Source organism: Soonwooa sp. T0.1_25 (genome assembly GCF_057652215.1).
The window spans coordinates 300,357-315,401 of sequence record NZ_JBYFBZ010000003.1 but is presented as its reverse complement, the minus strand read 5'-3'; the positions used below and the strand labels follow the sequence as shown (position 1 = coordinate 315,401).

General features: G+C 35.1%; 11 protein-coding genes. 4 read left to right on the top strand and 7 right to left on the bottom strand.

The window, feature by feature from the left end:
* Window positions 1-16: 16 nt before the first annotated feature.
* Both uvrA and AC23MB_RS06620 read right to left on the bottom strand, forming a co-directional pair.
* Complete coding sequence (gene uvrA / locus AC23MB_RS06625; RefSeq protein WP_487786822.1) at window positions 17-2,842, bottom strand: excinuclease ABC subunit UvrA; 2,826 nt, start codon at window positions 2,840-2,842, stop codon at window positions 17-19.
* A gap of 99 nt (window positions 2,843-2,941) precedes the next feature.
* Window positions 2,942-3,877: a DUF6845 domain-containing protein gene (locus AC23MB_RS06620; protein WP_487786821.1), complete on the bottom strand. Its 936-nt coding sequence runs from the start codon at window positions 3,875-3,877 to the stop codon at window positions 2,942-2,944.
* A gap of 174 nt (window positions 3,878-4,051) precedes the next feature.
* On the opposite strand from AC23MB_RS06620, the gene AC23MB_RS06615 reads away from it, so the two are divergent.
* The gene (locus AC23MB_RS06615; RefSeq protein WP_487786820.1) at window positions 4,052-4,846 is read left to right on the top strand and encodes a S1/P1 nuclease; all 795 of its coding nucleotides are present in this window, start codon (window positions 4,052-4,054) and stop codon (window positions 4,844-4,846) included.
* A 610-nt stretch (window positions 4,847-5,456) separates the two neighbouring features.
* The gene (locus tag AC23MB_RS06610; RefSeq protein ID WP_079665561.1) at window positions 5,457-6,323 is read left to right on the top strand and encodes a sigma-70 family RNA polymerase sigma factor; all 867 of its coding nucleotides are present in this window, start codon (window positions 5,457-5,459) and stop codon (window positions 6,321-6,323) included.
* 105 nt (window positions 6,324-6,428) lie between these two features.
* Here AC23MB_RS06610 and AC23MB_RS06605 read toward each other — a convergent pair whose 3' ends face one another.
* From AC23MB_RS06605 to AC23MB_RS06595, 3 genes are all read right to left on the bottom strand, one after another.
* A complete protein-coding gene (locus AC23MB_RS06605; protein WP_487786819.1) occupies window positions 6,429-7,382 on the bottom strand; it encodes a DUF4349 domain-containing protein in 954 nt (317 codons plus the stop codon).
* 144 nt (window positions 7,383-7,526) lie between these two features.
* Window positions 7,527-8,225 carry a ZIP family metal transporter gene (locus AC23MB_RS06600; protein ID WP_487786818.1) on the bottom strand — a complete coding sequence of 233 codons (699 nt, stop codon included), beginning with the start codon at window positions 8,223-8,225 and terminating at the stop codon, window positions 7,527-7,529.
* A 7-nt stretch (window positions 8,226-8,232) separates the two neighbouring features.
* Window positions 8,233-8,961 carry a class I SAM-dependent DNA methyltransferase gene (locus tag AC23MB_RS06595; protein ID WP_487786817.1) on the bottom strand — a complete coding sequence of 243 codons (729 nt, stop codon included), beginning with the start codon at window positions 8,959-8,961 and terminating at the stop codon, window positions 8,233-8,235.
* Window positions 8,962-9,093: 132 nt separating this feature from the next.
* Between AC23MB_RS06595 and AC23MB_RS06590 the strand changes: the two genes are divergently transcribed.
* Window positions 9,094-10,254, top strand: a complete 1,161-nt coding sequence (locus AC23MB_RS06590; protein WP_487786816.1) for a THUMP domain-containing class I SAM-dependent RNA methyltransferase — start codon at window positions 9,094-9,096, stop codon at window positions 10,252-10,254.
* Window positions 10,255-10,454: 200 nt separating this feature from the next.
* Window positions 10,455-11,450 carry a glycosyltransferase family 2 protein gene (locus tag AC23MB_RS06585; protein WP_487786815.1) on the top strand — a complete coding sequence of 332 codons (996 nt, stop codon included), beginning with the start codon at window positions 10,455-10,457 and terminating at the stop codon, window positions 11,448-11,450.
* 35 nt (window positions 11,451-11,485) lie between these two features.
* Here the strand turns inward: AC23MB_RS06585 and AC23MB_RS06580 are convergent, their stop codons facing one another.
* Window positions 11,486-13,027 (bottom strand): glycoside hydrolase family 10-like protein, encoded by a 1,542-nt coding sequence (locus AC23MB_RS06580; protein WP_487786814.1) that lies wholly within the window; start codon window positions 13,025-13,027, stop codon window positions 11,486-11,488.
* Between the two features lie 118 nt (window positions 13,028-13,145).
* Window positions 13,146-14,951 carry a translational GTPase TypA gene (gene typA, locus AC23MB_RS06575; RefSeq protein ID WP_313030317.1) on the bottom strand — a complete coding sequence of 602 codons (1,806 nt, stop codon included), beginning with the start codon at window positions 14,949-14,951 and terminating at the stop codon, window positions 13,146-13,148.
* Window positions 14,952-15,045: the final 94 nt, after the last annotated feature.

Sequence of the window (15,045 nt, the reverse complement as noted above, 5' to 3'; positions counted from 1 at the left end):
TATAACTGAAATTTGCTTAAAACTCTTTCTTCAAAAACTTACCCGTTAATGATTTTTTAGATTTGATAATTTCTTCAGGCGTTCCTTGTGCAACGATGGTTCCACCGTGTTTTCCACCTTCTGGACCAACGTCAATAATATGATCCGCCAATTTGATAACATCCATATTATGTTCAATAATAATAAATGAATTCCCCAACTCGACCAACTGATTAATTGCGTCCATCAAAATTTTGACATCTTCAAAATGCAATCCAGTTGTCGGTTCATCCAAAATATACAAAGTGTTACCCGTTTGTCTTTTGGAAAGTTCGGTTGCCAGTTTCACACGTTGCGCTTCTCCCCCACTCAAAGTTGTAGATTGCTGTCCAATAGTGATGTAGCCAAGGCCAACATCTTTCAACGTTTTAACTTTATTGTAAATTTTTGGAATCGGTTGGAAGAAATCCACCGCTTCGTTAATTGTCATTTCTAGAACATCAGAAATCGATTTTCCTTTGTATCGAACTTCCAAAGTTTCTCTGTTAAAACGCTTACCATGGCAAGTTTCACAGTGAACATAAACGTCTGGCAAGAAATTCATTTCGATAACTTTAAGTCCGCCACCTTGGCAAGTTTCGCAACGTCCACCTTTTACATTAAAAGAGAAACGTCCCGCTTTGTAACCACGAATTTTTGACTCAGGAAGCTCTGCAAAAAGATTTCTGATATCTGTAAACATTCCGGTATAAGTTGCTGGATTCGAGCGCGGTGTTCGACCAATTGGACTTTGATCAACATCAACAATTTTATCAATATTATCAATACCATCAATGCTTTTGTAAGGCAAAGGCTCTTGCACACTTCGGTAGAAATGACGGTTAAGAATCGGATACAAAGTTCCGTTAATCAAGGATGATTTTCCACTTCCCGAAATACCAGTCACAACCACCAATTTCCCAAGCGGAATCTCGACATTTACATTTTTAAGATTGTTGCCCGTCGCACCTTTTAGCACAATAGATTTTCCGTTGCCAGCTCTTCTAACTTCTGGAATTTCGATTTTCCGCTTTCCTGTGATGTAATCTGCAGTAATCGTATTGGCTTTTTTAATATCTTTTGGATCACCTTGCCAAAGAATTTCGCCACCGAATTTCCCAGCGCGTGGTCCAATATCCAAAACATGATCTGCTTCCAAAATCATGTCTTTATCATGTTCTACAACCAAAACCGAATTCCCGATATCACGAAGATTTTTCAATGAATTAATCAATCTTTCGTTATCGCGTTGATGCAGTCCGATACTTGGTTCATCCAAAATATATAGTACATTAACCAACTGAGAACCAATCTGCGTTGCCAAACGAATACGTTGTGACTCACCACCAGAAAGGGTTTTAGAGCTTCTACTTAAACTTAAATAATCCAAACCAACATCTAACAAGAATTGAAGTCTGGTTTCTATTTCCTTTAAAATTTCGTGGGCAATAATTTTATTTTTTTCACTGAATTTATCTTTAACCTCAGCTAACCAATCTTTTAGATCAATTAAAGAAAGTCCGTTAATTTCAGCAATATTTTTTCCATCGATTTTAAAACTCAAACTAGAAGCTTGCAGACGTGCACCTTTACAAGTTGGACAAGTTTCTTCGGTTGTAAAGTTTCTTTCCAAAACAACGGCGTCATAATTTTCGCGCTCTTCCACCATTTCTTCCAAAATCGTCACCAAGCCATCGAAATTGATTTTTAGCTTTTTAGAAATGCCAGCATGTTTTAGTTCTTTATTAATCTCTTGATGCGCACCGTAATAGATCATATCTAAAGCTTCCTTCGGAATTTTCTCGAATGGCGTCGACATCGGCAAATCAAACTGTTCTAAGATCGTTTTGATCTGACCAATTATCCATTTATTATTTTTAATTTGTTCCAAAGGCAACAAAGCCCCTTGGTTAATGGATAATTTAGGATTGTCTACAAAATAATCGGTATTGACTTTTTTAACCGTTCCTAAACCTTTACAAGTTGGGCAACTTCCTTTAGGAGAATTAAACGAAAAGGTATTGGGTTCGGGCAATGCCAAAGAATCTCCCGTTGCATCGTCCATTAAGTTTTTACTAAAATATTGGACATCCTCCTCTCCCATTTTTTGGATCGCGATAATGCCATCTCCCATTTCCATGGCGGTTTTAAGAGATTTTGGCATTCGCGTTTCCGAAGCTGATTCGCCAATAATCCAACGGTCGATAACGACTTCGATATCGTGGGTTTTGTAACGGTCAAGTTTGAGATCATACTCGATATCCTGAAGGACGCCATCAATTCGCGCTTGCGAATATCCTTTTTTTGCTAACTGAACAAAAAGCTCGTGATAATGCCCTTTTCTAGAACGTACTACTGGCGAAAGCAACAAAATCTTTTGACCTTTAAAATTTTCTTTAATGGTGTCTAAAATTTGATCTTCCGAATAACTCACCAATTTCTTCCCAGAACTTTGAGAATAAGCATCAGAAACTCTCGCAAATAAAAGACGCAAAAAGTCGTACAACTCTGTAATCGTTCCCACTGTAGACCGTGGATTTTTATTGGTGGTTTTTTGTTCGATTGCAATAACTGGCGAAAGTCCTTCAATTTTGTCAACGTCAGGACGCTCTAATCCTCCCAAAAATTGTCGTGCATACGCCGAAAAAGTTTCGATGTAGCGACGTTGACCTTCCGCAAAGATAGTATCAAACGCTAAAGAGGATTTTCCACTGCCCGAAAGACCAGTGATAACCACCAATTCGTTGCGCGGAATTTTTACATTAATATCTTTAAGATTGTGCTCGCGAGCACCATAAACTTCTATAAAATCTTGATCTGCCATAGATTTTGCAAAGGTACAAATAATCAAATCTTTAGTCATCATAGCAACAAAAAAATCCCAGAATTTTCTGGGATTTTATGATTATTTAATATTCTAATCTTAGTTGATAAAGTTGTTGTAGCTTGAGATTGCAGAATCGTAAGCACTGTCCAACGTACTCATGTTAGACTCAGAAACATTTCCGCTTCCTTTAGAGTCACGCATTACCTTTCGTAACTTATCAAGATAGCTACTAATATCTCTATTAAAACTATCATAATAACCACCTTTCGAACTATAAGAAGCATCTTTAACTTCGAATTTTTTATCTTGATTTGCTTTCAAAGTTTTTTCTAATGCATCATAAGCTTTTTGCACTTCAGCTTCGTTGTATTTCCCTGCAGCAAAAGATTTATCCATCGCATCGTAAGACGCATCAAGACTATTAAGAACAGTTTTAGAACTTATGATGTAATCTTTAAGAGGATGATCTTTAAGCGTAATTTCTTCGGCTTTATCAGCAATCGGTTTTAGCGTTTTTAAAATAGAATCTCCAGCAGCAAAGAAGGTATTAGAAGCTGTTTCTATTTCTTTAGCGATTGCATCAGCTTTTGCACCTTTGTCATCTTTATAGTCTTCCGCAGACATATAAGATTTTAGTTCTTCAAACTTTTTCTCAATGGTAGCAAAAGAAGATTTAAAACTTGCATAAGACTTATCCATTGCCTCTTTATCCTTTCCAAAAGCTTTTGGTACTTCCGAAATATCTTTTTTACTAAAGCCAATCATTGGGATAACAGATGGTATAAAAGGTACATTTTCCCCTTTTGACTTCGCGACAGCTTTGTCCATGTATTGCAAAATGTTGTCAACACGCTTTGACTTTTTTTTGTATTCTTCGATAATGATATTGTTAAAATCGATAATGTCATTAGCGTCGTCAGAACCTTTTACGCTAACTTCGGTTTTAGAAGAGTCTGTTGCACCATCTTTTTTGCAACTTGTTGATATGCTTGCGATTGTTAAAGCACCAACAATTAAAAAAACTTTTTTCATAATTTAATTTTTTTCAGTGTTTCAATGTTTGTGTTTTAAATATAGAATAAATCAACTAAAGCCAATTAAGCATTATGATAATTTAACATATTTTTCTTCTGTATTAAAATTGAGGTTTAATGTTTTTAAAATCAGGCTTAGTATCTTTGCAGTTCTAAAACTTATTTAATAATAATGAAAAAACTTTGGGTAAAGGTTTTGATGCTATTAAGTATCTCAACGTCGATATATTCTTACGCATGGGGATTAACCGGTCACCGTATAATTGCTGAGATCGCAGAAAATCATCTTGATGGTCGTGCGCGTCGCCAGATAAAAAAAATAATGGGACAAGAACGTCTGGCGTATTGGGCAAACTGGCCTGACTTTATCAAGTCTGACAAAACTGGCATGTGGAAAGAAGCATCATCATGGCATTATGTTAATATCGATCCACAAACGGATTTTAAAGCTTTTGAAGAAAATCTAAAAGCGCAAGCTGGACCAAGTCTTTACACACAAATCGGGGTTCTGTCTTCACAAATTAAAAGTGATAAAACTTCTGAAAAAGATAGAAAAATAGCTTTAATATTTTTGATTCATTTGCTTGGTGATTTAGCTCAACCAATGCATACAGGTCGTTCGGAAGATTTGGGCGGGAACAAAATAAATGTAACTTATTTTGGTGAAAAGTCTAACTTACATTCGGTTTGGGATGGTAAGTTGGTGGATTCTCAAAAATACAGTTACACTGAATACGCGAAACTTCTTGATATTAAAACTAAGGATGAAGTAAAAGCTATCCAAGCAGGAACTTTGGAAGATTGGTTATACGATTCTCATAAAATTGCCAACGAAATCTATGCAGCAACGCCTAACGATAGCAAATTGGGTTACGATTATCAATACCAATTTAATGAAGTTATGGAAAGACAATTGCTTTACGGCGGTCTTCGTCTTGCTAAAGTTTTGAATGATGTTTTTGATTAGTGATTCTAGATGCTAGATGCTAGACATTAGAATCTAGACTCTTAATTGAAAAAACCTTGTTGAGTAAAATGCTTGACGAGGTTTTTTGTTTTTTGAAGGCTGGGAATGCGCGCGAGCGAAGCGAGCGCGTAATGTAGTTGGTAGTTTTTGCAAATCTTTTCTAAGGTTTGATTTAAATTTAAAGATTATCATAATGTCACATCTTCGGAAAAGGAAGTATCAATAATAATTCATAATTCATAATTCATAATTCATAATTCATAATTCATAATTCATAATTCATAATTCATAATTCATAATTCATAATTAAAAATAATTGTAAATCAAAATCCGAAATCTAGGTTATTATCCCCCACCCGCGTCCTAGATGGAACGGCATGACGGAGCTTGCGCCTGCGGCGCGAGCAATAGTGTTGGCGAGGTGCAGCGACTAGTGACAGCTGGTTAAGACGCCCTTAGAGTTTGTTTAAAAATTTTACCGAAATCTTTTTTAATAATATTTAAACAGGCTCTTAAAAAATAATAATTAATAGTTAAAGTAAATTGTTTGTAACCTTTTGGCAAACTTCTTCGTATAATATAATAGAACTCTACATTGAGTGATTTTATAATGAGACAGTTAAAAATTACAAAACAGGTTACCAACAGGGAAACCGCTTCGCTAGACAAATATCTACAGGAAATTGGTAAAGTAGAATTGATCACGGCTGACGAAGAAGTAGATTTGGCACAACGTATCCGCGCCGGCGATAGAGCTGCATTGGAAAAACTTATTAAAGCCAACCTTCGTTTCGTAGTATCCGTATCTAAGCAATACCAAAACCAAGGTCTTTCTCTTCCGGATCTTATCAATGAGGGCAACTTGGGCTTAATGAAAGCTGCTAAACGTTATGACGAAACTAGAGGTTTCAAATTTATCTCTTATGCGGTATGGTGGATTAGACAATCTATCTTGCAAGCTTTGGCTGAACAATCGAGAATTGTAAGGCTTCCGTTAAACAAAATCGGTTCTATCAACAAGATTAACAAAGCCTATGCGCACCTAGAGCAAGAGAATGAAAGACCACCTTCTCCTGAAGAATTGGCTGAAGTGCTTGACATGAGCGAGGACGACATTAAAGAGTCTATGAAAAACTCTGGTCGTCACCTATCGATGGATGCGCCTCTTGTTGAGGGTGAAGACTCTAACCTATACGACGTTTTGCGTTCTGGAGAATCTCCTAGTCCTGACAAAGACCTAATGCTTGAGTCTTTGCAGATTGAGATCGAAAGAGCTCTTAATACTTTGACGCCTAGAGAAGCTGATTTGGTGAGATTGTATTTTGGACTGGGTGGTAAACATCCTATGACTTTGGAAGAAATCGGGGAAACATTTGACCTTACAAGAGAGCGTGTTCGTCAGATTAAAGAAAAAGCCATCAAACGTCTGAAACATAATTCGCGAAGCAAAATCCTAAAATCATATTTGGGTAAATAATTTTAACGATTTTAATATCTAAGGATTCGATTTTTCGGATCCTTTTTTTTAAAATAAAAATCAGTTTCATTTTAGAAACTGATTTTTTATTTTTTTACACTTGTGTTAATGTTCTGTATTATCACTAGACTTTTGATTGGTCGTATCACCATAATCTCTTTTCTTAGTAAATTTCTTTCTATAAATAAATATCCCAATAAGAATGATTAAAAAAAGTGGCCAAAACGGTAATAAAAACAAAATGATATCACCCAAAACTTTTCCACCACTTCCGAAAGCATCAACTGCTTTTTGAGAGAAAGTTTGGTTTTCGTTATTTTCTTTTTTGGCTAGATTTTGATTTTCTAACAATGTTAATTCAATATTGCACATTTGATTGTCGGTATAATCTCGTCCTTTAACTTCAATGTTTTTAGACTTTATACTTCCAAGATTGGTGCTCACAGATTCTACAAAATAATCAAATTGCGACAATGGAATTTTCGCAGACAAATACATCGTTTGCAACTCATTGTTACTCACAACATTTTCAGTTTCTATTTTTCCACCGAATCTTGTCAAATCTTGACTTAATTGCTGACGAGCCATCGTCAAATTATCAACGCCAAGTTCAATCTTTGCAGATTTTGTCAAAATATCCAACTTTGGTTGTTGTTGTTGTTGTTGTTGAGGACGATCTTTATAAACAACTTTAACTTGTTCTTTTAATTTTTTAAGATCATCAAGACTTTTAATTTTAGAACTTACAGAATCAATTTTCTTTTGGATTTCCTTAGAATCTACAGTTTTCTTAAAATTATCAATGCTAGAACCGAGAGAGTCTATTGATTTTTTAGAATCATTAAAAACTTTTTCCAGTTTTTCTTTCTCTTTTATGATTTGTGGAACGCTCACAGAATCTAAATCAATAGAAAGTGAGTCAATATTTTTAAGATTGTCATTAACGTTGCTGATAAGACTATCTGCCGATTTTATATGATCTTGTAGTTGTTTTACTTCAGATTTTTGACACATCACTAATGTGTTAAGCAGGATGATGCCAATAATATTTTTTTTCATATTCAAAAAATTTATGAGATAAAACTAAGGTCTTTTAAAAGAAAAAAATTGCAAATCTTCAGCAAAACAATTGTAATGACAACCGACTGATTATCAATTATTAAATCTTAATTTACAAGAATTTTACAAGAAGAAAATAGAGAATTAATGATGGTGATCGTGGGTTAAATGTCCTAACATCGCCAAAGCAATACCTAAAACCACAAAAATAATTTTTGACCAATCCATTTTGTGATTTTTGTTGCTTTCAAAAATGATAACAGACGAAATATGTAGGAAGATCCCGGCAACCACCGCTAAGAAATAAATTTTGTGTTCAGGGTTAAAATAATGTCCAATCCACATACCTAGTGGAGAAGCCAAAGCGAATATTAAAACCACCAACCAAAATTTGGGTGAGAAGGTTTTACTTCTTGCCAAGAAACTGCCCAATACAAATGAAATCGGCAGATTGTGAAATAAAATCCCTGTTAAATAAGGTGAAAAAACTTCTTTCTCCTGAGCTAACGGAATCCCTTCTATAAAAGCGTGGACAAATAAACCAATAATTAAAGCAAGTGGTAGAATATGCTCGTCTTCAGCATGATGATGAAAATGTCCGTGTTCAAAACCTTTGGTTAAACTTTCCAAAAGCATTTGTAGCAAAACGCCAGCAATGACAAAAATGCCAACGTTATGCTCACCACTTCCGTAGATTTCGGGAAAAACTTCGTTAATACAGATTGTTATTAAAAATCCAGCGCTCATCACCAAAAGATTCTTTGCGAACTTCTGTTGACCACCGAAATACTTACCTAGAAAAACGCCTAATAAAACGCTTAATATCAGAGCAATAACAATCATTTAGAAATTATTTTTTAATAAATAAATTAATGCAACGTGGTGATGTTTCAGGATCGAAATCACTCAATTCATAATTCCCCCAAACCTTAACACGTTCAAAACCAACTTGTTTTGCATAAGCTTCAATTTGAGCGGGTGTCGACAATTTCACTTTTTCAAAAAAATGAAAATCCGTACCTTCATCATGAAACTGAATATCTTTTACGACATAATTGTTTTCTATTCTTTTAGAAATATTAAACTTAATTCCTTCCTTTTCAACCAAAGCTTCTGGAACCAAAGTATTTCTCACATAAGTTTCATTCAAAAAATCTAAAACGAAATACGCACCAGACTTCATCGAATCGTAAACCGATTGAAAAACTTTAAGATCATCGTCAGCGTTTTCGAAATAACCAAAACTTGTAAAAAGATTAAAAACCGCATCAACAGGTTCTGAAACATGCATTGGATCGCGCATGTCATGAATCGCGAAATGCAAACTTGGATTCTCAAATTGCTTATTATGTTGGATACTTTGCTCCGACAAATCAAGCCCTAAAACATTGTAGCCTAACTGATTAAGAAACAAAGAATGACGCCCTTTGCCACAAGCCAAATCTACGATTCTTGCCTGTGGTGGTAATTCTAAATCTTTAACTAAAAGATTGATAAAATGTTCCGCTTCGTTGTAATCTCTATCCTTGTAGAGAATATGATAATATGGTGTATTAAACCAAGATTCAAACCATTGCATAGGTGCAAAAATACGATATTTTTACGATAGTAAATCTTAATAATTGTTTAAAATTCGATACAAATAATCTATTATTAAAACAGAGATAACTTTGCATTCAATTCCTAAACATAATATGCTTAATTTTGCAACATGAATACAGATAATCTGAAAATACAAATAAAGACTTTTTTTGGACTGGAAGAGATTCTAGCAGAGGAAGTTAAGAAGCTAGGAGGCCGTAAAGTTGAAATAAAAAATAGAGCAGTTAATTGTGAGGGCGACCTTGGTTTTTTATACAAAATCAATTATTCTTGCCGTACTGCGCTTAAAATTTTAGTGCCAATTAAAAGTTTTAAAGCCTTTGATGCCGATCGCTTTTATGACAGATTATTTGATGTTCAATGGGACGAATATATGTCGATTGATCAAAGTTTTGCCATTGATGCCACGATAAATTCTGAACGTTTTAGTCACTCGCAATTCATGACTTTAAAAATGAAAGACGCAATCGTGGATTTCTTTAAAATGAAATACCGAGACAGACCAAATGTTGACAGCAAAAACCCAGATATAAAATTCCATTTACATATTGATAGAGAATTAGTTAGCATAAGTCTTGACAGCTCGGGCGATCCACTTTTCAAAAGAGGTTATCGTCAAATGCAAACTGAAGCGCCGATTAACGAAGTTTTGGCTTCCGGACTTTTGCAAATTGCAGGTTGGGACGGTAAAGGTAATTTCCTGGATCCAATGTGCGGAAGCGGAACTCTACTGGTCGAAGCTGCGATGATTGCAATGGATTTGCCAGCACAAATTTTCAGAAAGAAATTCGCTTTTCAAAACTGGAAAAATTATGATGCAGAATTATTCACAACGATTAAGGAATTCAGAATCAATCGTGTAAAAGAATTTACTGGTAAAATTGTTGGTTATGATATTGATTTAAAAGCACTTAATGTCGCAAGAACCAACATCAAAGCTGCTGAATTAGAAGACGTTATTGAAGTTAGAAAACAAAATTTCTTCGAATCTAAGAAAGAGTTATTCCCACTTTTGGTTGTGTTTAATCCGCCTTACAATGAAAGAATCTCTATTGAAGTTGAAGATTTTTACAAAAAAATTGGTGACACTTTCAAACAAAATTATCCAAATACTTTAGCTTGGTTGATTACATCCGATCTCGAAGCTACCAAAAAAATTGGCTTAAGACCTTCCCTAAGAGTCAAACTTTTTAATGGTAAATTGGAGACACGTTTCCTACAATACGAAATGTATGAAGGCACGAAAAAAACGCATAAAATAGAAGGTTAAATATTAATATGAGTGATAATTATGTACTATTTGCAATTGGTATTTTATTTTTATTTATAGGAATTCGAACATTCAAAGAATATAAAAATTTAAGATACCCAAGTCCATTCAAAGCTAAAATCATTGTTGGTACAATTGGGCTGGGATCAATCTTGACAATTTGGTTTTTTTTGAAAATTATAAAATTTGTTTAATTAACTATGCAATGCATTTCCATCATTATAGCCATATATAATCGCCGAGACGAACTTTTCGAATTACTAAATTCTTTACTCCGTCAAACAGATAAAGATTTTGAAATTATTGTTGTTGACGATGGTTCAAAAATAGATTTAAGTCCAACTATAAAAATTTTTGATAATCAGCTAGATATACACTTTTATCAAAAAACTAATTCAGGTCCAGGGCTCACGAGAAATTATGGTGCAAAACGCGCCAAAAATGATTGGTTGGTCTTTGTTGACTCAGACGTTATTGTTGAAGAAAACTACATCGAAAACATTAAAAAAGACTTAATCGAAATCCCATGTGATGCTTTCGGAGGTGCAGACAAAGCGCACAAAGGTTTTAACATTATGCAGAAAGCAATTTCTTATTCAATGACGTCGGTTTTTACAACTGGTGGCATTAGAGGAAATAAAAAAGCTGTTAGTAAATTCCAACCAAGAAGTTTTAATATGGGTGTCAATAAAGAAGTTTTTTTGAAAGTCGGCGGCTTTTCGGAAATGCGAATTGGGGAAGATCCAGACTTGTCGATGACACTTTGGGAAAATGGTTACACAACTACTTTTTTCGATAACATTGGTGTTTATCACAAACGAAGAACTGACCTTGGTAAGTTTTCGAAACAAGTTTATCAATTTGGTTGTGCGCGCCCAATTCTTAACCGAAGGCATCCAAACTATGTGAAGCCAACATTTTGGTTCCCAAGTTTATTCCTCTTAGGTTATGTTATGGGTGTTTTCCACTACTTTGTTTGGGGTTATGGACATCTTTTAGCTTTATATGGCTTATATACCTTCATTGTCTTTTTTCATGCTTTAATCGTGACTAAAAATGTCAATATTGCGGCGATGGCGATTATTGCAACTTATGTCCAAATGTTCTCTTACGGCTATGGGTTTTTAAAATCTTGGATCAAACTAAATATTCTACGCCAAAGTCCTAAAGAAGCATTTCCTTCCCATTTTCATTAGGAAGGAAATGTATGCAATTATATTTAAGACGAAATTTAATTGATTTTCAGCGCCTTATATTCGCTCGGGTTGCTCAGCTTATCAATCGCTTGGATCGCAACAGTATTAAGAGATTTACCATTATTAGCAGCCTGAATAACCAAAGACGTAATATCTGAAGTTAGGATTTCGGTTTTCCAAGTGTCTCCATATTTTGCGTAAAGAACCCATTGGAAGACATTCATCTTATCTTCAACAGACCAAAAAACAGTTGTATTACCGTTATCTTGTTTGTATCCCAAAGTCGGTTTCGAAATTGGATTAATCTTCAACCAAGGACTTTGCGGAATTAAAGCTTTTTCTTGATAAACTTTAGTTTTTAAAGCGTTTTGCATCGCCCAACTTTTTGTTAAACCAGCAATACTCCAATGGATTTCACCTGGACTATTTTTAAGAATATTGCGACTCATTTCTATTTGGTTAACGATTTCTGTTGGTTTGTCAGACGCTTTTACTTCAACGGTGTTAAGTCCTGGCCAAAGATGTCTTTTCATGGTATTTTCGCTTTCCCACCATTCTAGAAGCTTTGGAAAGCTTTGCCCAGAAGAATTAATCGGCCAATACAATTGTGGAGCAAAATAATCGACCCAACCTTTATTTAACCATAATTTGGCGTCAGCATAAAGCTCATCATATTGCGAAGAACCTTTGATGCCTGCAGGATAACCAGGTTTCCAAATTCCGAATGGACTTATCCCGAATTTAACATAGTTTTTTTCTGCTTTTATTTCTTTGTAAACGCGTTCTACAAACTTGTTCACGTTATTTCTTCTCCAATCTGCTCTTGACAAATTTCCGCCAGAAGCTTGATAAGCATTCCAAGTTTTAGAATCTGGAAAATCTACGCCACCATTGTAAGTTGCATACGGATAGAAATAATCATCAAAGTGAACGCCATCTATTTCGTAACGTTTTACTAAATCTTTCACCACGTTAGAAACATGATCCTGAATATCTTTACTTGCAGGATCAAACCAATACATTCCATTTTTTAAACGATACGTATATTCTGAAAATTTGTTAACGAGAGAACTTCCATTAACTTTTCCACCATTAGAATGATGCGCTCGATAAGGATTTAGCCAAACATGAAGCTCCATACCTCTTTTGTGGGCTTCTTCTACCCACAAAGTTAAAGGATCGTAATATGGATTTGGCTTTTTGCCTGTTTCTCCTGTTAAAAAGTATGACCACGGTTCATGCGGACTTTCGTATAAAGCATCACCAGAAGGTCTAACCTGCAAAATTACCGCATTGAAATTATTGTTTTTCAACATCTCTAATAATTCGATGGCATCAGCTTTTTGTTGATATGTCGATAAATTATTTTTTGAAGGCCAATTAATATTAGCAACCGAAGCAATCCAAGCACCACGGAACTCACGATTTAGCGCTGGAAGATCAACTTTGTAATCCGTACTTTTAACAGGCGTTGTTGGTTTTGGTGTTGTAGGTTTGGTAGGCACTGGTTTTTTGGGAGGTACGGCCTTTTTGGGTTGAGAGCCGCAACTGTACACCAACATTATCGCTAAAATCAATAAAGAACATAGTTTGAATAAGCTAAAATTCCTTTTAAACATATTTAAAAAATTTAATCCTCGAAAATAATAAAAAAAGCCTCGAAAATCGAGGCTTTCATATAATAATTAAGAATAATTATCCTTTTGCGTTACGTTCTATACGTTTTCTTTCTTCTTCAGAAAGGATTTTCTTTCTCATACGGATAAAGTTAGGCGTTACCTCAATCGCTTCATCACCTTGGATATATTCCATACATTCTTCTAGAGAGAATAAGATTTTTGGCGCAACACCTGTATCTTTATCTTTACCAGCAGCACGCATGTTGTTCAATTGTTTTGCTTCAACGATGTTTACCACCAAATCTCCAGGTTTGTTTTGTTCACCTATAATCATCCCAGTGTAGATTTCCTCTCCCGGATCAACGAAGAACTTACCTCGATCTTGAAGTTTATTGATTGAATATTCAGTAGCTGGACCTGTTCCTTTACTTACTAATACACCATTATTTCTTCCTGGAATCACGCCTTTGAAAGGTTTGTATTCTGTGAAACGGTGTGCCATAATTGCTTCACCTGCAGTTGCTGTAAGCATTTGAGAACGTAATCCGATCAAACCTCTTGAAGGAATTTCGAATTCCATATGCTGCATTTCACCTTTTGTTTCCATAATGTGAAGATCTCCTTTTCTTTGTGTTGCCAAATCGATAACACGAGAAGCGAATTCTTCTGGAACGTCTACTACTAAAGACTCATAAGGCTCACATTGCTCACCATCAATTTCTTTAAAGATAACTTGCGGCTGACCAATTGTCATTTCGTAACCTTCTCTTCTCATCGTTTCGATAAGAACAGATAAGTGAAGAATACCACGACCGAAAACTAAGAATGTATTAGCGTCATCAGTCTGTTGAACTCTAAGTGCTAAGTTTTTCTCTAATTCTTTTGTTAAACGTTCTTTAAGGTGGTTAGATGTAACATATTTACCATCTTTTCCGAAGAAAGGCGAGTTATTAATTGAGAACGTCATGTTCAACGTAGGTTCATCAATTGCAATTCTTGGAAGTGGTTCTGGATTATCAACATCAACGAATGTATCTCCAATTTGGAATTTGTCGAAACCAACGATTGCACAAATATCACCAGCGAAAACTTCTTGAACTTTTTTCTTACCTAATCCTTCGAATACGTAAAGTTCTTTAACTTTTCCTTTAACAACTTTGTCTCCTTCTTGAACAAGACCAATCCATTGTCCTTCTTTAACAGAACCTCTTGCAACTTTACCAATCGCAATTCTTCCTAAGAAAGATGAAAAGTCTAGTGATGTAATTTGCATTTGAAGACTTCCTTCTTCTACTTTTGGTTCTGGAACGTATTTAAGAACTCCATCTAAAATTGGTAAAATACTATCCGTAGGCTCCAAAGACGTGTTGAACCATCCTTGTTTTGAAGAACCATAATAGGTTGGGAAATCCAATTGCTCTTCTGTTGCATCTAAAGCAAAGAACAAATCGAAAACTTTGTCATGAACTTCGTCTGGACGGCAGTTTTCTTTGTCTACTTTGTTGATAACTACAATTGGCTTAAGACCCAATTGCAAAGCCTTTTGCAAAACGAAACGAGTTTGTGGCATTGGACCTTCGAAAGCATCAACTAACAAGATAACACCATCAGCCATTTTCAAAACACGCTCTACCTCTCCACCGAAATCGGCGTGACCAGGCGTATCGATAACATTGATTTTGGTGTCTTTGTATGTAACAGAAATGTTTTTAGATAAAATAGTGATACCTCTTTCTCTTTCAAGGTCGTTATTATCCATAATCAATTCTCCAGATTCCTGATTTTCTCTAAAGATATTGGTTGCATGGATGATTTTATCAACCAAAGTAGTCTTACCGTGGTCAACGTGCGCGATAATCGCAATATTTCTAATGTTTTGCATAAAGGATTTTTACGGGTGCAAAATTACGGAATTTTCAGAAAAAAAAATTATAAGTGACGAAAATTTAACAAAAAAACAAAAAGTCCACTCTCAC